Source organism: Amycolatopsis balhimycina FH 1894 (genome assembly GCF_000384295.1).
Lineage (GTDB): Bacteria > Actinomycetota > Actinomycetes > Mycobacteriales > Pseudonocardiaceae > Amycolatopsis > Amycolatopsis balhimycina.
On record NZ_KB913037.1, the window covers coordinates 2,616,688 to 2,635,617 of the forward strand.

General features: G+C 68.5%; 20 protein-coding genes. 14 read left to right on the top strand and 6 right to left on the bottom strand.

All coding sequences use genetic code 11. The features are described 5' to 3' along the window. Positions 1 to 244: 244 nt before the first annotated feature. Positions 245 to 979, top strand: coding sequence for a GAF and ANTAR domain-containing protein (locus tag A3CE_RS0111020; RefSeq protein WP_020640140.1), 735 nt, complete (start codon positions 245 to 247; stop codon positions 977 to 979). 37 nt (positions 980 to 1,016) lie between these two features. On the opposite strand, the gene A3CE_RS0111025 is transcribed toward A3CE_RS0111020, so the two are convergent. Beyond that, complete coding sequence (locus A3CE_RS0111025) at positions 1,017 to 1,427, bottom strand: ATP-binding protein (protein WP_020640141.1); 411 nt, start codon at positions 1,425 to 1,427, stop codon at positions 1,017 to 1,019. Positions 1,428 to 1,550: 123 nt separating this feature from the next. On the opposite strand from A3CE_RS0111025, the gene A3CE_RS0111030 reads away from it, so the two are divergent. Next, the gene (locus tag A3CE_RS0111030; RefSeq protein WP_020640142.1) at positions 1,551 to 4,817 is read left to right on the top strand and encodes a glucodextranase DOMON-like domain-containing protein; all 3,267 of its coding nucleotides are present in this window, start codon (positions 1,551 to 1,553) and stop codon (positions 4,815 to 4,817) included. 18 nt (positions 4,818 to 4,835) lie between these two features. Then, the gene (locus A3CE_RS0111035) at positions 4,836 to 5,396 is read left to right on the top strand and encodes a DinB family protein (RefSeq protein ID WP_020640143.1); all 561 of its coding nucleotides are present in this window, start codon (positions 4,836 to 4,838) and stop codon (positions 5,394 to 5,396) included. Between the two features lie 6 nt (positions 5,397 to 5,402). Here A3CE_RS0111035 and A3CE_RS0111040 read toward each other — a convergent pair whose 3' ends face one another. Then, positions 5,403 to 6,257, bottom strand: coding sequence for an SDR family NAD(P)-dependent oxidoreductase (locus tag A3CE_RS0111040; protein ID WP_020640144.1), 855 nt, complete (start codon positions 6,255 to 6,257; stop codon positions 5,403 to 5,405). A 32-nt stretch (positions 6,258 to 6,289) separates the two neighbouring features. On the opposite strand from A3CE_RS0111040, the gene A3CE_RS0111045 reads away from it, so the two are divergent. Together A3CE_RS0111045 and A3CE_RS50830 are read left to right on the top strand one after the other, a co-directional pair. Beyond that, complete coding sequence (locus A3CE_RS0111045; protein ID WP_020640145.1) at positions 6,290 to 6,904, top strand: TetR/AcrR family transcriptional regulator; 615 nt, start codon at positions 6,290 to 6,292, stop codon at positions 6,902 to 6,904. Positions 6,905 to 6,966: 62 nt separating this feature from the next. Beyond that, positions 6,967 to 7,827 carry an alpha/beta fold hydrolase gene (locus A3CE_RS50830; protein WP_020640146.1) on the top strand — a complete coding sequence of 287 codons (861 nt, stop codon included), beginning with the start codon at positions 6,967 to 6,969 and terminating at the stop codon, positions 7,825 to 7,827. A gap of 58 nt (positions 7,828 to 7,885) precedes the next feature. Here the strand turns inward: A3CE_RS50830 and A3CE_RS0111055 are convergent, their stop codons facing one another. Next, entirely contained in the window at positions 7,886 to 8,257 is a 372-nt protein-coding gene (locus A3CE_RS0111055; protein ID WP_020640147.1) for a DUF742 domain-containing protein, read from the bottom strand. A 269-nt stretch (positions 8,258 to 8,526) separates the two neighbouring features. On the opposite strand from A3CE_RS0111055, the gene A3CE_RS0111060 reads away from it, so the two are divergent. From A3CE_RS0111060 to A3CE_RS0111090, 7 genes are all read left to right on the top strand, one after another. Continuing rightward, the gene (locus tag A3CE_RS0111060; protein ID WP_020640148.1) at positions 8,527 to 9,108 is read left to right on the top strand and encodes a dihydrofolate reductase family protein; all 582 of its coding nucleotides are present in this window, start codon (positions 8,527 to 8,529) and stop codon (positions 9,106 to 9,108) included. Positions 9,109 to 9,847: 739 nt separating this feature from the next. Then, positions 9,848 to 12,091: a hypothetical protein gene (locus A3CE_RS56415; protein ID WP_125591981.1), complete on the top strand. Its 2,244-nt coding sequence runs from the start codon at positions 9,848 to 9,850 to the stop codon at positions 12,089 to 12,091. 56 nt (positions 12,092 to 12,147) lie between these two features. After that, positions 12,148 to 13,383 carry a helix-turn-helix domain-containing protein gene (locus A3CE_RS0111065; protein ID WP_026468363.1) on the top strand — a complete coding sequence of 412 codons (1,236 nt, stop codon included), beginning with the start codon at positions 12,148 to 12,150 and terminating at the stop codon, positions 13,381 to 13,383. Between the two features lie 4 nt (positions 13,384 to 13,387). Further along, positions 13,388 to 13,945, top strand: coding sequence for a flavoprotein (locus A3CE_RS0111070; protein WP_020640150.1), 558 nt, complete (start codon positions 13,388 to 13,390; stop codon positions 13,943 to 13,945). A 102-nt stretch (positions 13,946 to 14,047) separates the two neighbouring features. Beyond that, positions 14,048 to 14,320, top strand: coding sequence for a hypothetical protein (locus tag A3CE_RS0111075; RefSeq protein ID WP_026468364.1), 273 nt, complete (start codon positions 14,048 to 14,050; stop codon positions 14,318 to 14,320). 378 nt (positions 14,321 to 14,698) lie between these two features. Next, positions 14,699 to 14,977, top strand: a complete 279-nt coding sequence (locus A3CE_RS0111085) for a hypothetical protein (RefSeq protein WP_020640153.1) — start codon at positions 14,699 to 14,701, stop codon at positions 14,975 to 14,977. Then, positions 14,964 to 15,218 (top strand): AMED_5909 family protein, encoded by a 255-nt coding sequence (locus tag A3CE_RS0111090; RefSeq protein WP_020640154.1) that lies wholly within the window; start codon positions 14,964 to 14,966, stop codon positions 15,216 to 15,218. The genes A3CE_RS0111085 and A3CE_RS0111090 overlap by 14 nt, the downstream gene beginning before the upstream one ends. Positions 15,219 to 15,244: 26 nt before the next feature. Here A3CE_RS0111090 and A3CE_RS0111095 read toward each other — a convergent pair whose 3' ends face one another. Continuing rightward, positions 15,245 to 16,606, bottom strand: a complete 1,362-nt coding sequence (locus A3CE_RS0111095) for an NAD-dependent succinate-semialdehyde dehydrogenase (RefSeq protein WP_026468365.1) — start codon at positions 16,604 to 16,606, stop codon at positions 15,245 to 15,247. A 66-nt stretch (positions 16,607 to 16,672) separates the two neighbouring features. Here A3CE_RS0111095 and A3CE_RS0111100 point away from each other — a divergent pair, with 66 nt between their 5' ends. Next, entirely contained in the window at positions 16,673 to 17,110 is a 438-nt protein-coding gene (locus A3CE_RS0111100) for a hypothetical protein (protein ID WP_020640156.1), read from the top strand. Next, the gene (locus tag A3CE_RS0111105) at positions 17,107 to 17,550 is read left to right on the top strand and encodes a hypothetical protein (RefSeq protein ID WP_020640157.1); all 444 of its coding nucleotides are present in this window, start codon (positions 17,107 to 17,109) and stop codon (positions 17,548 to 17,550) included. The genes A3CE_RS0111100 and A3CE_RS0111105 overlap by 4 nt, the downstream gene beginning before the upstream one ends. On the opposite strand, the gene A3CE_RS0111110 is transcribed toward A3CE_RS0111105, so the two are convergent. Both A3CE_RS0111110 and A3CE_RS0111115 read right to left on the bottom strand, forming a co-directional pair. Beyond that, positions 17,505 to 17,942, bottom strand: a complete 438-nt coding sequence (locus tag A3CE_RS0111110; RefSeq protein ID WP_026468367.1) for a L,D-transpeptidase — start codon at positions 17,940 to 17,942, stop codon at positions 17,505 to 17,507. The genes A3CE_RS0111105 and A3CE_RS0111110 overlap by 46 nt on opposite strands. A 68-nt stretch (positions 17,943 to 18,010) precedes the next feature. Beyond that, positions 18,011 to 18,928 carry a hypothetical protein gene (locus A3CE_RS0111115; RefSeq protein ID WP_020640159.1) on the bottom strand — a complete coding sequence of 306 codons (918 nt, stop codon included), beginning with the start codon at positions 18,926 to 18,928 and terminating at the stop codon, positions 18,011 to 18,013. Between the last annotated feature and the right edge of the window lie 2 nt (positions 18,929 to 18,930).

The following is an 18,930-nucleotide window of genomic DNA, read 5'->3' on the forward strand; positions in this document are numbered from 1 at the left end:
CGGTTGGCCGGCGGCCCACGGGGTAAGCCTCCGGCAGCGACGGCCGCCCGATGGGTTGTGCTACCGGCTGTCGCCAGGTGGCCCCGGCGCCCAACCCACGACGTTCAGCAGCGAGCGCCGGGCCGGAGCCACCGCCCGGTCGGTGTTGCGGAGGACGCGACGGACGCGAGTAAGGTTTCGATGTTGGCGTTGAATCCACAGCCGTCCGACATCTGCCGCATCTGTCCGGGACGGAGATGACCACGTGACCGGTGAGCCGATCCTGCCCGAGCACCTCGACGAGCTGACCGCCGCCATGGCGGACCTCACCGGCGCACTGGAGACCGAGCCCGTCGAGGCCGAGATCCTCGAAGCCGTCTGCGCCGAGGCCATCCGGGCCGTGCCGGGCGCCGACATGGCCAGCATCACCGCGATCCGGGACGGCGAACCGTCGACCGCGGCCTCCACCGACGACCGCGCCGTCGAGATCGACCGGGCCCAGTACGCGGCGGGCGCCGGCCCGTGCCTGCAGGCCGCCGAGACCGGCAAGGTCGTCCGCGTGCCGCTCGCGACGGCCGGGGCGGAGTGGCCCGAGTTCACCGCCCGCGCCCGGGAGCTCGGGGTCGGCAGCTACCTGGCCGCGCCGCTGCGCGTCGACGAGCACCTTTCCGGTGCCCTCAACCTCTTCGGCTACGGCGACCACGGGTTCGCCGAGACCGACTCGCAGCTGCTGAGGCTCTACACCACGGTCGTCTCGTTCGGGCTGCGCACCACGCGGCGCTACCACCAGGCCCGCCGGCGGGCGTCCGACCTCGAGGCGGCGATGCGGACGCGCGCGGTGATCGAGCAGGCCAAGGGCATCCTGATGGCCGTGCACCGGATCAGCGCGGACGACGCCATGAAGCTCCTGGTCACGGAATCGCAGCGCACCAACGTGAAGCTGCGGGACATCGCGGCGCGGTTCGTCGACGAGCTGTCCTCGGCGGACTCGCCCGCCTGACCGGCTCAGGCGATGTAGGGCCCAGGCGCTGTGGGGCTCAGGCGCTGTGGCGGGCAGGGAACGGCCAGGTGAGCGTGATGACGGTGCCGTTGTCGGTCGAGCGGAGGTCGAGCCCGTCGACCAGGGCCTGGATCAGGCGCAGGCCGCGGCCGTCGTCCGCGCGCTCCGCCACCGACTCCCAGCGACCCTGGTCGGCCACGGTGACGATCAGCACGTCCTGGTCGATCCGGGCACGGATGTCGATCAGCCCCGGACGGCCGTGGTAGGCGTGGCCGAGCACGTTGGCCATCGCTTCCCAGCAGGCCAGGACGACGTCGTCGGCCTGCCGCCCGACTTCGTCACCGGCCCGCCGCCGCAGCCACGACACCAGGTGCCGCCGCAGGCTCGGCATCGTCCGTGGCGAAATCGTGCCGCGGTACCGCCAGCCGTCCGATCCCAGCTCTTCCACGTTCACCTCCTCGGGGGGCTTCAGGTTTGCTACCCACGAGTTCGGATTCTCAATCACCGCTAGTGATTCCCCTGGCGCCGTTCGGACCTGGTGCGACCCGGGCGGTCGTGATCGGATGAGCGGATGACTCGGTCGACGTCGTCCGTGGTGCTGTGCGCGGTGCTGGCCGCGGCCGCCCTCCTGCCCGCCCCCGCATCCGACGCGGCCACCGCGGCCCCGGGACCGGGCGTGGTCTCGCACTTCGGCCTGGCGCGCAAGGACTGCCTGGGCACCGCGCGGAACACGGCGAGCAAGGCGTGGTTCACCGTGGCCGGCGGCGTGCTGTCCGACGTCTACGCGCCGGTGATCGACAACACGAACGTCGAGACGCTGCAGTTCGCCGTCACCGACGGGCGCGGCTTCACCGACCTGCAAGCCCGTGACATGACCTACACCGTGCGCACGAGCGCGGGCGGGATGGCCTGCGAGGTGACGTCGACCGCGCGCAGCGGCGCCTACCGGCTGGTCACCGAGTACCTGGCCGACCCGGCCCGGACCGGCGTGCTCATCCGCACCCGGCTGGATCCGCTGCGGGGTTCCGGCCGGGACCTGAAGGTCTACGTGCGGTTCGACGCGAGCGTCAACGGCAACGGCGGGGGTGGCCCGGCCAACGGCGGCGGCGACACCGCCACCGTCGACGCGGCGACGTCCGCGCTGGTCAGCGCCGACGCGAACACGGTGTCCAGCGCGCCGGCCCGCGACTACGGCACGCCGCTGGCCGCCGCGCTGCGCGCCGACCGGCGGTTCCTGGCCACCGGCAGCGGGTTCGCCGGCACCGCGGGCGACGGGCTGGCCCAGCTCGACCGGGACCACCGGCTCACCGACACCACGCCGTCGGCGGTGAACGGCAACGTCGTGCAGACCGCCCAGCTGGACCTCCAGCCGCGCCGCCCGGCCGTGCTCGCGCTCGGGTTCGGCGCGGACGCGCGGACCGCCGTCGCCACGGCCGGGGCGAGCCTGCGCACGCCGTTCGACCAGAGCTACCGCGAGTACGCGCGCCAGTGGCGTGACTACGACAACGGGCTGATCCCGGTGCGGGGCAAGGACTCTGACGCGTACTACCAGTCCGTCAACGTGCTCAAAGCCAGTGAAGACAAGACTTTCCCGGGCGCGGTGGTCGCTTCGCTGGGCAGCCCGTGGGGACAGGCCGTGTCCGCGGGCGACGCGCCCGGCGGCAAGCCGGTCTACTTCGGTTCCTACCGCGAGATCTTCGCCCGCGACCTCTACGAGAGCTTCTCCGGCCTGCTGTCCGCGGGTGACCGCGAGACGGCCCGGGCGAGCGTCCGGTGGCTGTTCGCGCGCCAGCAGCAGCCGGACGGCCGGTTCCCGCGCAACTCGCTGCTCAACGGCAAGAAGGCGCCCGACTCCGGCGGTGACCAGCTCGACGAGAGCGCGTACCCGATCCTGATGGCGTTGCAGGCCGGGCTCGACCGCGACCGCACGCTCTACACCGGCCACATCCGCGCGGCCGCCGACTTCGTCGTCGCGCACGGACCGGCGTTCGGCTCGGAGCGCTGGGAGGAACAGGGCGGCTACTCGCCCTCGACGATCGCCGCCGAGATCGCCGGGCTGGTCGCGGCCGGAGTGATCGCCGACCGCAACGGCGACAGTGCGCGCGCGAACGTCTACCGCGCCACCGCCGACCACTTCCAGCGCAGCATCAAGGGCTGGACGGTGACGTCCACCGGGCCGTACGGCGGCCGGTACTTCCTGCGGCTGACCAAGAACGGCGATCCGGACTCGGAGTGGATCTACAACCTGGGCAACGGCTCGGTCGATGCCGACCAGCGCGCGGTCGTCGACGCCGGGTTCCTCGAGCTGACGCGCCTCGGCGTGCTGCCCGCGAACGACCCGGACGTCGCCGCGTCGCTCGGGGTCGTCGACCGCGTGATCAAGCGGGACACCCCGGCCGGGCCGGGCTGGTACCGCTACGGGACGTCGGCGCCGGGCAGCGAGGACGGCTACGGCGACTGCTACGAGCCGGACCCGACGGACTGCGCGCCCACCGGCGCGCCGTGGCCGTCGACGAACGCCGGGTCCGGGCACCTGTGGCCGGTGCTCGCCGGCGAACGCGGCGAGCAGGCCGTGCAGACCGGGGACCGCGCCGGCGCGGCGGCCCTGCTGCGCGCGATGCGGGCCCAGACCGGCGGCACGGGGCTGATTCCGGAGCAGGTGTGGGAAAACCCGGCCGTGCCCGCGTCGCCGTACGGCACGGACCCGCGGACGGCGTCGATCGGCTTCACGCCGGGACAGTCTGTCGGTTCGGTCGCACCGCTGAGCTGGGCGCAGTCGCAGTCGGTGCGGCTGGCCAGGGCCCTCGACGACGGACGGCTGCCCGAGCAGCCCGCCGAGGTCCGCACGCGGTACGTCCACGCGCCGCCCGCTTTGGCAGTCACGCTCGACGCACCCGCGTCGGTGTCGACCGCGACCGCCGTGGTCACCGGCACCGCGCCCGCCGGCAGCCGCGTCGACCTGGCCGTCTCCGCGACCGACGCGGGAACGACTTCGGTGCTGTCGACCCGGGCTTCCGCGGCGGGGACGTTCAGCGCGACCGTGCCGACGCCGCTCGGCGCGAACGTTGTCACGGCGGCCGCGACGGGTGCGGGCACCGGGTACGCGCAGAAGACGATCAGCTCGGACTTCGTCACCGGCACGGTGCTGCTGGACACCACGGACCCGGACGGCGACGACAACGGCCCGGGCACGTACACCTACCCGACGGCCGGCGACTTCCACGCGGGCGCGTTCGACCTGCAGCGGTTCCAGGTCATCGATTCCGGCACCACCCTGGTGTTCCGGGCGCTGCTCCGCGACCTGTCGCCGACGTTCGGCTCGCCGCTGGGTGCCCAGTTGCTGACGGTCTACGGGCACGACCCGGCCGCGACGGCGACGTCGACCGCGGCGCCCTTCCCGAGCCGGGCGTACACGATCGCGCCGCAGGACGCGTGGAGCCGGCGCATCGAGGTCCAGGGCTTCGCGGAACCGGCGCTTGTCGATGCTTCGGGCACTTCGCTCGCGACGCCGTCGGTGCAGGCTTCGCAGGCGACGCGGTACATCACGGTCAGCGTGGCGAAGGCGGCGTTCGGGACGCCGGGCCCGGGCTGGACGTTCGCCGTGGTGCTCACCGGCCAGGACGGCAACTCCCCCGACCAGGCCCGGCCGTTCACGCCGACGGCGGGGCAGTACACGTTCGGCCTCTGTGCGGCCGGGGGCACGGCGCCGATCTGCACCGCGGACCCGGCGACGGCGCCGAAGGCGTTCGACGTGCTGACGCCGGCCGGGGTGGACCAGAAGCTGGAGCTGGATCCCACGCGTGGGCCGGTCGCGGTGCGTGGCGTGCCCGTGGGCTGAGCTGGCATGGTGGGAGCCATGATCGACGAGTTCGCGAAACAGTACCTGCACGGCGATTTGCGGGAGATCCGCGAAGAGCTGCTCGGAAAGCTCGACGGGCTCGGCGAATACGACGTCCGCCGTCCCCTGACCGGGACCGGCACCAACCTGCTCGGTCTCGTCAAGCACCTGACCCTGACCGAAGCCCGGTACTTCGGCGAGATCTTCGGCAGGCCGTTCCCCGAGCCGCTGCCCCGGTGGGACGACCTCGCCGCGCGCGGCACGGACATGTGGGCGACCGAGCACGAGCCGCGCGAGGAGATCATCAGCCGCTACCGGCGGGCGTGGGCCCACTCCGACGCGACAATCGACGCGCTCGCCGTCGACGCGCCGGGTCACGTGCCGTGGTGGCCCCGGCCGGATGTGATGCTGTTCAACATCCTCGTGCACGTGCTCACCGAGACGAACCGGCATGCCGGGCACGCCGACATCCTGCGGGAACAGCTCGACGGCACGAACGGCGCCGACCGGCGTCGCGACGCGGCGTTCTGGGTGGACCGGCACGCGGAGATCGAACAGGCCGCTCGAGCTTTTCGGTAGTGCCGGTCAGGGCAGCGGGTCCAGCCCGGTCAGCTTGACGCTTTCGGTCCACAGCCGCGCCGCGGCCGCTTCGTCGGTCAGGTTGGCCCACAACGGTTCGAGCCGCGGCCGGCCACGCAGGCCGAACACCCGCGGCCCCCACAGCTGCCCGCCTTCGACGTCCGGCCTGAGCACCGCCCGGACGGCGGGCCGCGCGCCGGCGTCCTTGCCGTGCAGCAGAAGACGGGCCGGCAGCCCGCCCAGCCACTGGCCGGCGGTTCGCGTGTGGACCGGCGGCCGCGACGGCGTCAGCGAGTCGAGCGCGCCGCCGGGGTGGGCAAGCACGCTGAGCCGCTTCGAGCCCGCGGCCCGCAGCCGCCGGTCGAGTTCGACCGCGAACAGCATCTGCGCGAGCTTGGACCGCTCGTAGGCGCGCTTGGGGTGGTAATCGGTTTCGCTTTGCAGGTCGGCGAAATCCAGGCTCGCGGACTTCGCCGCGAAGCTGCCGGTGGTGACGATGCGCGCCTCCGCCGTCAGCACCGGCATCAGCCGGGCGACCAGGGCGAAGTGGCCGAGGTGGTTGGTGCCGAACATGAGCTCGTGGCCGTCCGGGGTCTCCCGGCGCGGCGGGTGGTCGAGCGCCACCCCGGCGTTGCACACGACGGCGTCGAGCTCGCCGGTGCCGACCGCGTCGAGGGCGGCCAGGTCCATCCGGACGTGTCCGACCCGCGCGCCGGCGACCCGGGAGCGGATCGAAGCGGCGGCGGTTTCGGCTTTCGCCGGGTCGCGGCTGCCGATCACCACGTCCGCGCCCGCCGAGGCCAGCTGCTCGGCCGCGAAGTAGCCGATTCCGGCATTGCCCCCGGTCACCAGGACCCGCATCGTCTTCCCCTCGTCGTGCCAAGCTGTCCCCCGTGGACAACGCTACCGACTCGGGTGGGGCGGGTTACCGGCGCTCGGCCGGCTCGCCGCGCGGCGAGGCCCGGCGCCGGGAACTGCTGGCGAAGATCACCGACGACGTCGCCGAGAACGGTCTGGTGGACTTCTCGCTGCGGCGCGCCGCGCGGGCGGCCGGGACGACGCACAAGGTGCTGCTCTACCACTTCGAAGGCACCGAAGACCTGCTGCGGCAGGTGGTCGCCGCCCTGCGCGAGCGGCGGGTCGGCAACGCGCTGGCGGCGGTCGCCGGCTCGTCGTCGACCCTAGCCGACCGCGTCCGCGCGGCTTGGGAAAGCCTGCGCGACGAGGAGACGCAGCTACGTCGCGTGCTCGACCAGGCGATGGGCCTGGCGATGTACGACCCCGGCCGGTACGCGGCGCTCGGCCGGGGCGCGTCGCAGCAGTACCTGCCGACGCTCGTGAGGTTCTGCCCCGCGGACTGGCCGGAGCGGCGGAAGCTGGAGGTCGCCTCGATGATCCTCGCCGCGCTGCGCGGTTTCCTGGTGAGCCTGCTGATCGATGACGACTTCGCGACAGCCGGCGTCGAGGCGTTGCTGCGAGCGGTCGAACGGGAGGAAGCGGCCCCCTGAGCCTCGACAGGTTGCGAACCACATGGTTCACTTCTGCCGGGGGACTTCACTGGGAGGCCGGGATGCAGGTCGAGCTGTCCGCGGGAACCGTCGAGTACACCGACACCGGCGGTCCGGGTCCGGTCGTCGTCTTCGTCCACGGCCTGCTGATGGACGGCTCACTGTGGGACGGCCCGGTCGCGGAGCTCGACGGCCTCCGCCGCGTCGTCCCGACGCTCCCGCTGGGCGCGCACCGGCACCCGATGCGAGAGGACGCCGACCTGTCGCTGCCGGGCATCGCGTCCCTGCTCGCCGAGTTCCTCGAGCGCCTCGACCTGCTGGACGTCACGCTCGTCGGCGTCGACACGGGTGGCGCACTGGTGCAGCTGCTGATGGCGAACGGCGCCTCCCGGGTGAGCCGCGTGATCCTCGCGTCGTGCGACGCGTTCGACAACTTCCCGCCGGGACTCACCGGCAAGACGCTGTTCCTCACCGGGAAGCTCTCGCCGGGTTTGTTCGGGCTGTTCATGCAGCAGATGCGCCTCCGGCCGGTGCGACGGCTCCCGATCGCGTTCGGCTGGCTGACGAAGCGCGGCGACGCGGCCACGCGCGACTGGATCAGGCCACTGCTGAGCCAGGCCGCCATCCGCCGTGACACGGTCCGCCTCCTGCGGGCGGCCGCGGCGTCACCGGGAATCCTGCTTGAGGCCGCCGAGCGGCTGCCGGGCTTCGACCGGCCGGCGCTCGTGGTCTGGGCCACCGAAGATCGCGTGATGCCCCCGGAGCACGGCAAGCGCCTGACTGCGTTGCTGCCCAAGGGAAAGCTCGTCGAGGTGGCCGACAGCTACACGCTGCTGCCACTGGACCAGCCGGCGGAGTTCGCGCGGCTGATCAGGGAGTTCCTAATCCGGCCAAAAGTAGGCCGACCCCCACGCGGCACGTAACCGTTGCTACGAAGCCATTCGGCCGTGACTGTGGTCGGATTAGGAACGATCGGCACAGTCACAGCCGGCTGAGGCCGTACAGGATGCGCTTCATGAGGTCGACGCTCGGCCGGTTGCCGGCCCCCATCTTCGCGGTGTGCACGGCAACCAGTCCGCGGTCGGCCAGGTCGGAGAGCAGGACCCGGGCAACCCCCAGCGGAATCCGCCGCCGCGCGGCAACCTCGGCGACCGACTGCGAAGTGCGGCACAGCACGCAGATTTCCGACTCTTCCTGCGAACTCCCCCGCACGACGGCCCGCCCCCGCGCGGTGGTCGAGACGAGCGTTTCGACGGGAAGGTCACGCGTCGGCCGGGTCCGGCCATGGGTCCGGAAGTACGGACGGACGAGCCCCGCCGCCCCTCCGTCATCGAGCGCGGTCCCCCAATGCACGGCCAACTCCTCACGGCGATTAATCCCTGTAGGCGATTATTCGACACGGTGATCGACTGTGCCGCAATCGACCGAACAGAGCAACGCCGGAAAAGCCGCAGGTCAACGGCGCGCCGGTGAACGGGTTCGGCCATCCGTGGCTCCCGTCCACGGATGGATTATCAGATCCCTGACAACCAAGTCGCCGTCAGCGGTACCGACAACTTTTTTTGTCTTGACAACTCACACTGTCAGCGGGAGGCTGACAGCAAGCCAACCAGGGAGCCCGAATGAGAAACCTCAAGATCATCGAACACATCTCGCTGGACGGCGTGATCCAGCACTCCGCCGACGACGGCGATTTCCCTTACCCGGACTGGACTGCGCCCTACCGGAGCCCCGAAGGCCGAGACGCGATGCTCGCCGCCCACGGCGACAGCTTCGACCTCCTGCTCGGCCGCCGGACGTACGACATCTGGTCGGGTTTCTGGCCGAAGGCGCCAAGCAACCCGATGGTGGACCGCCTCAACGCGGCAACGAAGTTCGTCGCGACCCACCGTCCGGACAGCCTCGAATGGGGCCCGTGCGAGAGCCTCGGCGAGGACATCATCGAGGGCATCCGCCGGGTGAAGTCCCAGGACGGCCCGGATCTCGTCCTCTCGGGCAGTTCCACGCTGACCTCGACACTGGTCGAACACGGGCTCGCGGACGAGGTTCTGCTGCTCGCCTATCCGGTCCTGCTGGGGACGGGCAAGCGCTTCTTCTCGGAGGGGACTCCGGCACAGGCATTCGAGGTGGCGGAGACGAAAGGCATGCCGTCGGGCATCATCCTCACGACTTACCGGGCCGCGGGGCCGTTGAAGACCGCATAGTCAGCCGACGACGGCCCCGCCGGACCGGCGGGGTCGAGCGCCACCAAGAGCGGGTCAGAGGCGGATCGGTTTCTTGTTCATGAACTATCCAGGCGGTCAACGGGCCTGTGGATGTTCTTGGGCGCACTGCCTCTGACCTGCTCTTTTGTGACTGTTGGGTCCGGTCGCGTCCGGGCCCGTCTGGACGTCTGACGGCCTGTAGACGGCCTGGCTTCCTGCTGCTCCCTGTGCCCGTCTGGCCTGGTGGCAGCCCTCCCCCGTCTTCCTCGTCCCTGCTGCCGTTAGCACCGGAAGGCCGGCGTCAAGGGTGGGCGCTTGCGTCCATCGCGCAGCGACGCCGGAGGCGCCCTTGATGGCGGTCGGCCGGTGTTAAACGATCGCCGACGAGGGAGCGGTCATCAGATGGTGACCTGATCGGCGTAACACAGATCGACTCGGTCACGTCTCTGGCCGTATGGGGACGAGTGGATCAACCAGCTCCCGGCGGCGCGCGTACGCGGCCGGCCCTCCGGCGGGCCGCCCGGCGACCGGCGGCCGAAGCGGAGCGGCAGGCCGTCCGTGTCGCATGAGAGCGGGCCCGCCGCACGGGTGGTGACGTGCGCGCCGCCGCTGGCGGCGCGCCTTGATTCCATAGAGCTAAGTTCGGCAACACGTCTGGGGGCCACTTGCCGCTGACCGGGTGAACTTGTTTCATTGATGTAGAAGCGATCGCTAGATTACCTTCGTGAGGACGTCGCAGATGAGTATCACGACCGAGCGTTTCGCGCTCGCCCTAAAAAACCTTGACTCTACTCAATGGCGCCCTTTCGAGCGAATGGCGACGGTTTTCCTTGAAAGTGAATTCCCGAACATACGTCCAGTAAGTGGATTATCCGGCGATGGCGGTGCTGACGCCCTCCTGTTCTCGGTGGAAGATGACCCATCGACCATTATTCAATATTCTGTTCGCGTGGACGTCTCAGCCAAAATCTCCGAGACCTGCAAGAGAATCAAGGAAACCTTTCCGGACGTCAACGTCTTGGTCTACGTAACCAATCAGCCGATCGACTCAAAAAGTGTAGAGCTTCGTCGATCCGCTCGCGCAAATCACGGAATACATCTTGATCCGCGCGGCATAGACTGGCTTATCTCGGTTCGCAACATGAATTCAGCAACTATGGCCGAAGCCGAAGAACTGGCAAGATTGGTAGTAGACCCCTTAATTGCAGAACCAGATGACCTTATTAAACGACAGGCACAAGCCTTGGATGACACTGAGGCAAAGGCAGCTTTCGTCTACCTGGGTCTACAATGGCAGGATGACACCCGAGAAAAGGGGTTAACGAAGGTTTGCTTCGAAGCGATAGTGCGATCCGTTCTACGCGATACGGATAGCGACAATCGACTGACCCGAAGTCAAGTGTACGAGATGGTTTCCTCGCTTTTGCCGGGCCATCACGAGAGAACTATGCGCGAACAGGTAGACGGCGCACTGAACAGACTAAATAAGAAGTACTTGCGCCATTGGCAGAAGGTTGATGAGTTTTGCCTCACATGGGCAGAGCGTGTTCGACTAGCCGACCGACTAACCGATCTTGAAGTGCAAGATGCCACCCTTCGTGAACACTTGACTTCCGCGTTGACCACTTCCGCTTCCGAATCTGGCATTGAAATTGACTCGCGCCAACTCGACACCCTCATTGATTCTTGTCGAACAATGATTGAGAGCGTCCTCCTAAGCCGCGGAGAGGCCTTTGCCGTAGCCGTGTCACGCGACCAGGGAACCGACGTACGGCCAGCTGACATCGAGGCCGTGGTATCGAGTGTTGTAACCAAGTCCGGGAAGCAACCTTTATTGCCCGTCCACGTGATCGCCGCAACACTTCAATCTCTTTTGGTTTCACCGCCTCCCGACGTTCGAGCATACCTTAGAAGTCTGGCGGATACCTATACACTCTTTTCCTTTATGCGCGAAACTCCAGATGTTCAATCCGCTGTAGTAAAAATCTTCGCAGAAGGAGATATCTGGCTTGATACTTCTGTCGTTCTACCACTTTTTGCAGAGGAACTTTTGGAAGATGACCAGCGAGCGCATTCGGAACTCTTGGCCGCAGCCAGAGAGTGCGGTTTATCCTTGCGTGTTACCGATGGAGTAATCGAAGAACTGGCAACCCATGTTCGCCGGTGCCGTTCGTATCTCCGAGCAATGTCGCGCGAGGGTGCCCATGGCTCCATGCCGTTCCTTTTTAACTCGCATAGACTCGCCGGTAAAGATGACTCGGATCTTGAGAATTGGCTAGACAACTTCTGCGGCAAAGTCGATCCCGAGGTCGATATTGCCGAATACTTACTAGAAGAACACGGCATAGACAATGAGCCATTGACAGATTACGTCAACCGAGCACCCATTGAGCTGCGCGCAGCTGTTGCTGAAGTTTGGTATGAGAACCGCGAGCATAAGGAGCGCCGTCAAGCCGCACTGGGTATTCCGGCAATGGACGCTACGACACGTGACCGCCTGGTTAACCACGACGTCGAGAACTACGTGGGAATAGTAGTTAGAAGACAAGAGCGCCGTGAAAATCGATCGGCTTTCGGATATAAGAGTTGGTGGCTCACGCTAGACCGGACAGCGTTTAGGATCCGAGATAAAATCGCCGGAATGATCGACGGAAAGGCTCCGGCCACTCCTGCCATCAGCCCCGATTTTATGCTTAACTATCTCGCGATTGGTCCGGTGCGCAAGCGGGCCGGTCAGAAGACGGCAAATCTTCCTCTCATGTTGAACATGTCCGTTCTCGATGCTGTCCCGGAGGACCTACTTGCTCTTGCTGATGAACTTCGCGCGAAGCTGTCAGATCTCCCCGCCCGAGTTGTTCGGAGAAAGATTAGGGAGACGCTCGAAGATGCGCGTCGATTGCTCGGCCCGAAGGGTAAAGCCGGCGAGGTGGGCTTGTCGGAGGAAATCAAGGTAAAGCTCATCGCGGCTGCACGAGCGAGATGACGACTAAGAAGTTGCCGAACAGCGGGCACTTCTCGGTGCGCTGCTAGCCTGTGGACATGCGTGGTGCGGGTGACCAGCTCAGCATTGGTGAGCGGATCGCGTTCTACCGGCGGCGGCGTGGGCTGTCGCAGGCGGTGCTTGCTGACCTGGTGGGCCGTACTGAGGACTGGTTGAGCAAGATCGAGCGCGGCGAGCGGGACATCCGCAGGCTGGACGTGCTCGCTGATCTCGCGCGGGCGCTGCGTGTGACGCTGGGTGACCTGCTCGGCGAACCGGTGCTGATGGAGGAGCAGGACAAGCACGACGACGTTCCGGCGATCCGGGACGCGCTGATGGCTCCCCGCCGGCTGTCGCGGACGCTGTTCTCCTCGGCCATGTCGCCCGAGTACATCGACCCCCAGCCTGTTCGGTCACTGGTCGAGGGTGCCTGGTCGAGCTACCAGAAGGGTGACCTGGGGCGGGTCGTGACCGCACTGCCCGGGCTGATCAAGACGACGCAGGCGATAGAGGCTGCCGCAGCTGATGATGCCGGGTACAAGCGGGCCTGCGCGGCGATCTCGGCACGGGTGCACCATCTGGCCGCGACGACGTTAAGCAAGATCGGTGAGGCTGACCTCGCCTGGATCGCGGCCGAGCGCGCGATGCAGGCGGCGGACGACTCCGATGACCCACTGGTCCTGGCCTCGGCCGCCCGCTCCGGCACGCACGCGCTCCTGGCCATGGGGCGGTTCGATGACGCGCTTGAGCTGAGCGACGTCGCGGCGAAGTGGCTGCTGCCGAGGATGGCCGAGGGCGACCCGGCTGCGCTGAGCCTGTACGGGATGCTCTACCTCCGTACCGCTGTCGCGGCGGCGCGACACCAAGACCGGAACACCGCGAACGACCTACTCGGCCACGCGAAAACCGCCGCTGACCAGCTGGGCGCGGACGCGAACTACTGGCAGACCGGGTTCGGGCCGGCCAACGTGGAACTCCACCGGCTGTCGGCCGCCCTCGACCTCGGCGACGTCAGCCAGGTCATCGAGACCGCGCCGCGCGTCAACGTCGATCACCTGCCCGTGGAACGCCAGGTCACGCACCTGGTCGACTTCGCCCGGGCACTCAGCCTTCTCGCCAAGGACGGCGACGCCCTACAGGTCCTCTTGGACGCCGAGCAGAAGTCGCCGTCCATCGTCCGGCACAACACCATGGTCCGGGAGGTCGTACGTTCGATGTACCGGCGTGCCCCGGCGACGGCCGGCAAGTCATCGGCGCTACTCGCACTGGCTGAGCGCTGCGGCGCGGTTAGGTAGCCGCATGTCGCGAGTTCTCGGGCTGGTCGCCTCCGGGGCCGGCGGGGTCGAAGACCTGCTTCCGCGCCTGATCAAGCCTGCCCAGGAAGCAGGCTGGACGGTCGCGGTTACCTTGACCCCCACCGCCGGCCGCTGGCTGGCCGCGACCGGGCAGCTCGACGAGATCGAACAGGCCACCGGCTACCCGGTGCGGGTCGAGCCCCGCTCGCCGTCGCAGAAGAGCCCGCACCCCGCCCCGAGCTGCTACCTGGTGGCGCCGGCCTCGGCGAACTTCGTCGCGAAGATGTCCCTCGGCATCGCCGACAACCAGGCGTTAACACAGGTCAACGAGGCAATCGGAACCCTCAATTTGCCGGTGATCGTATTCCCGCGCGTCAACGCGGCCCACGCGCGGCAGCCGTTCTGGACCATGCACATCGAGAACCTCAAGAGGGTCGGCGTAGACCTGCTCTACGGTGACGACGTCTGGCCGCTGCACGAACCGCGGTCCGCTCCTGGCCGGGAACTGCCCTGGTCAGCCATGCTGGACGCGATCGAGAAGGCGATTCCGGCCGACCGCTGAACCCACCCGGACAGTTTGTCCGGGTGATCTCTCCCTCCCGGGTGTCTCCTGGTCTCAGCGCGCCCAATCGGACGCGTCGAAGCCGAGACATCGGGAGAGCACATGGGCATTCACGTGGTGATTCAGCCCCTCGTCGGATACGGCGCAGCCGTCATGTCACCTTCCCCGGGAGTCCGCCAACTGGTGGCCGGGGGCGATGAAACCGCGATCATGATCCAGGTACCGGCTCGGATCGGCGGTCTGATCGACACCGCGCGGTTCGCGCGGAGCCTCGCCGAGGCCGCGAACGAGTTCGGTGAGTGGTGCGAGACGCAGAACCGCACACGTACCGACTCCTCTCCTGTCGGCGACCAGTGGTCGGAAGTGCGCGACTGAGCGCAAAGAAACCCATACCAGTAAAGGGAATTAAGCATGGCTATCGAGGACCAGTCGCGGGAGGACCGGACCGCCCACCACCCGGTGTGGCAACAGGTCGACGAGGTGACCGGCAAGCCGAAGGCGGCATGAGGGACATGAGCTTCCGCGAAAGGGTTGAGACGTGGGAGCACGCCTATCGCGACTACACAGCCGCGTGGGAGCACGGCCACGCGGTGCTGTCGCCGGTGAGTGCGGCGAACACGGCCAACGCCGCTCGGCGGGTGTCGCGGGCGTGGCACGAACTTGCGCAGTCGCGCGGACTGCCGTGGTGGTGCGTGGCTGCGCTGGAGTCGGCGGCTGAGGGGTTCGCCGATCTGGCTCGAGATTGGGAAAAGCATGACGGCAACGAGGGACGGGCTGGGGCTCCGGTTGACGGTGTGCTCGGACACCGAAGTGACCGTGGAGGAGACGGGGCCGGGCGCGTCGTGCCCACCCGTCCTGGTTCTGGCCGGCCGACACTGCGTAGTGACGCTGAGGCCGCCGGAGAACCAGAACGCCTGGAATGGATGCGCGGCGTTCCTGCGCCGGCTCCGCGACCACGCGGACGAACTGGCCGCCCTGCTGGAAGCCCTGCTGGAAGCCCGCGCGGAGAGGCCTGACCGTGCCGATACGTGAGCTGAAGACGCTGCAGGAAGCCCACGACGTCGTGCTGGAGCGCCGACCGCCGAAGAACGCGGACCCCTCGGACTGGCTGGCGTTCCGGCTCGGCAACGCACGCCTGTACAAGGCGATCGCCGACGTCGACCGTGGCCACCACCACGAAGCCCTGTACTGGGCCGGCTACGAAGAACGGAAGGCCGGTGAGGTCTCGGCCGAACTCCAGACGGAAGGCAAGCCACCGACCAGACGCACATAGACGGCGGAGTCGGGGATAACCCCCGTTCAGAGGCGGATCGGTTTCTTGTTCATGAACTCCTCGATACCCAGCGGCCCCAGTTCACGTCCGATCCCCGACCGCTTGATGCCACCGAACGGCAGGTCCGCCTCCGAACCACCCGACTTGTTCAGGTAAACCATCCCCGCCTCAAGACGGCGCGCCACCCGCAGCATCCGCTCGCGGTCCGTGCCGAACACGCTCGCACCCAGGCCGAATGGTGTGTCGTTGGCCAGGGTGATCGCCTCTTCCTCCGTCTCCGCGCGGAACACCAGCGCCACCGGGCCGAAGATCTCCTCGTGGTACGCCGCCATCTCGCGTGTCACCTCCGTGAGCACCGTCGCCTCCAGGTACGCGCCCGGGCCCGGGATGCGGTGGCCGCCCGCTCGCAGGGTTGCTCCTTCGCGGATCGCCGTCTCGATCTGGGCCGCCACCTCGTCCGCCGCCGCGGTCGAGGCCAACGGGGGCAACGTCGTCGCCGGGTCCGCCGGATTGCCCGGGACGTAGTACTCCGTGACGCGCTTGGCGAACCGGGCGGCGAACTCCTCGTACAGCTCGCCCAGCACGATGATCCGCTTAGGCGCGTTGCACGACTGGCCGCAGTTGCGCATGCGGGCCGTCGCGGTGATCTTGACCGTTTCGTCCAGGTCGTCGGTGTCCAGCACGATCAGCGGGTCGGATCCGCCGAGCTCCAGCACGCACTTCTTGAGGTTCCGGCCGGCGTCGGCCGCCACAGAGATGCCTGCCTGCTCGCTTCCGGTGAGCGACACGCCGTGGATGCGCGGGTCGGCGAGGATCCCGGGGACCTGGCGGCTCGACGCGAACACGTTCACGTACGCGTCCGAGGGCACTCCGGCATCGTGCAGCACGGACTCGATCGCCACCGCCGAACGCGGGCAGATCGACGCGTGCTTCAGCAGGATCGTGTTGCCCAGCACCAGGTTCGGCGCGACGAACCGGGCCACCTGGTAACACGGGAAGTTCCACGGCATGACGCCGAGCAGCGGCCCGATCGGCTCCTTGGTCAGCACCGCTTCGCCGCCGCGGATCGACAGGGGTTCGTCCGCCAGCAGGTCCGGGCCGCGCTCGCCGTAGTAGCGGAAGATGTCGACGACGACGCCGACTTCGCCGCGGCCTTCGTTGATCCGCTTCCCCATCTCACCCGTCATGATCGCGGCCAGCTCGTCGGCGCGTTCGGCGAACAGCTCCGCCGCCCGCAGCACGATCGCGGCGCGCTCGGCGACCGGCCGGGCCCGCCAGGCCGCGTACCCGTGGTGCACCCGCGCGATCGCGGCCCCGATCTCCTCGTCGGTCGCGTTCGGGACCTCCTCCACCAGCTCACCCGTCGCAGGGTCGGTGACTGTATACACTATGTGAGTAATGATCGATACCCGCGCGGCGGTACCTGCAGCGACTTGATCGACTATCGTTTCCCCATGACGCTGGACCTCACCGGCGGACCCGAATTCGCCGCGCCTGCACCGGAAAAAACCCGCTGGACCCGGCAGTACGCCGACGACGCGGTCACCTTCGGCTGCCCCGCACGCACGTCGGAACGCGCGCCGCGGGTCTGGAGCGGACGAGGCCTCGGCCTACCCGAAGCGGAACTGGCCGGGTTCGCCGCCCAGCTGCGTCGCGTCATGAAGGACGACGCCTACTGGATCGCCCGAGCCGCCTGCGGAGATCGTCACGCGGGCGAAGCGGCGGTCTGGTCGTCAGGCCGCTACGACGACGAAGACGGCTTCGTGTACTTCGCCGGCCCGTGCACCCACGGCCACCCGTGGCCCGGCTACCGCCCGGCCCGGGCGTTCACCATCACGCTCCCCCACGTCCGGGGCCTGCGGATCCGGGTCGCGGCCTACCTGGCCGCATGAAAGCCGTACGCGCCGGAACCGTCGCGGCGATGGTGAGCGGTATACCGTCGACTGTCCACGCGCTTCTCACCGGCGGGGACGTCCTGGCCGCGACCCGCGCGGCGGGCACTCTGCTGCCGGGCCGGCGCGACCGGCCCGGCATCGCCACCGGGCTGATCGCGCACGTCGCCGTCTCGACCTTCTGGACGTGCGTGCTCGCCACGGCCGTGCGCCGTCACCGGCTGGGTGCCGGCGGCGGCGCGGTCGCCGGGCTGGCCATCGCGGCGCTGGACCTCGGGATCGCGGCCCGCGCGTACCCCGCCGTGCGGGCGTTGCCGCGCGGGCCGCAGATCCTGGACCACCTGGTGTTCGGCGCCGTCACCGGCGCGCTCCTCGACCGTCCGCAAGGGACGGATCAGGGCACGACCTCGACGACGTCACCGGGGTGCAGCGAGTTGTAGAACGTCACCGCGGCACCGTGCGAAAGGTGCACGCACCCGTGGGACTTGACCTTCAGGCTCCCCTGGTGGAACGCGACCCCGGTGGTGGTGAAGAACACCGAGTACGGCATCGGCCCGTGGAACTGCTTGCTGTAGTGGTCGATGTCCTTGTACTGCACGTGGAACTTTCCGAGCGGGGTCGGGTATTTCGGCAGCCCGACGGTGATCGGGACGCCGCCGTAGGTGACGTTCCCGGCGCCGTCCGTCAGCCACGCGGTATTCGAACCGCGCTGGACGCAGGCCTTCGCTTCGGCACTGCACGGCGTCGACGCCGCTTCGGCCGTTCCCGCGAACGCCATGGTCCCCGCCATCGCGGCGACCCCGCCCAGTAGTGCGATCATCCTCCGGTTCATCGTGTGCCTCCCGTTGTCGTTCGGCTACACCATGAGAGTGCCCACCCGGGCGATCTTCGAACCGGCAATCAGTTCTGCGGTTGCGAAAGCCCGAGGAACTCGGCCTGTTCGCGGTCGTAGCGCCGGGTCAGGCCGGTGCCGTAGCGGTCCCACCAGTTCTGCGTGTGGCCGCCCTGGGTGGTGTTCGTCCCGCCGTAGATCTGGCGGTCGTATTCGATGCGAGCGTCGCGGAACTCCTGCTGGAACTGCTCGGGCGTCAGGCCTTGGACGTGCTGGATCGTCGCGTCTCCGAGGGTGCGCGAGCTCCGCACGACGTCCTCGCCCGCCATGTGGTTCAGGATCGCGCGGACGCCGCCGGCGCCGCGCATGTGGGCGCCCGACATGATCGCGGCCTGGGTGCCGGGGTCGGTGAAGTTGAGCGCGCCCGCCCGGCGCGCGCCGGCGGTCATGAGGTCGGCGACGACCGCGCGTTCCTCGGCGCTGCCCTGCCCGTACAGCTCGCGCGCGGCGATGATCCGGTCGTAGCCGTTGTGCATGTTCTGCCGGAAGCCGTACGCCTCGGGCACTCCGCCCTGCTCCCCCGTCGCGCCTTCGGACCGCATGATCGAGTCGACGACGCGCGGGTCGAGCTGCTGCGGCGGGGCCGCCGCGGCCGCGCCGCCCCCGCCGTGAGCGGCGTCCTGACCGCCGCCGTAGGCGCGGGCGACGTCGGAGTCGGCCGCGCGGTAGGCATCCGCGGCCGCCTGGACGTTCTGGTTGACGTTCGTGATCAGGCTGAGGAACTTCTGGAGGGCGTGGCCCAGCGTCGAGTGCAGGGCCGCGTTCGCCGCGGCGACCCCGCTGCCGATCCCGGCGAAGGACACCGCGTCCAGCACCAGGCCCTCCAGGTCCCGCGTCACCGACAGGAAGGCCGATCCGACGTCTTCGACCGCCCTGGCGACCGTCCCCATCTCCGCCGTTTCGGCGTGGTAGGCCCCGGCACTCATGG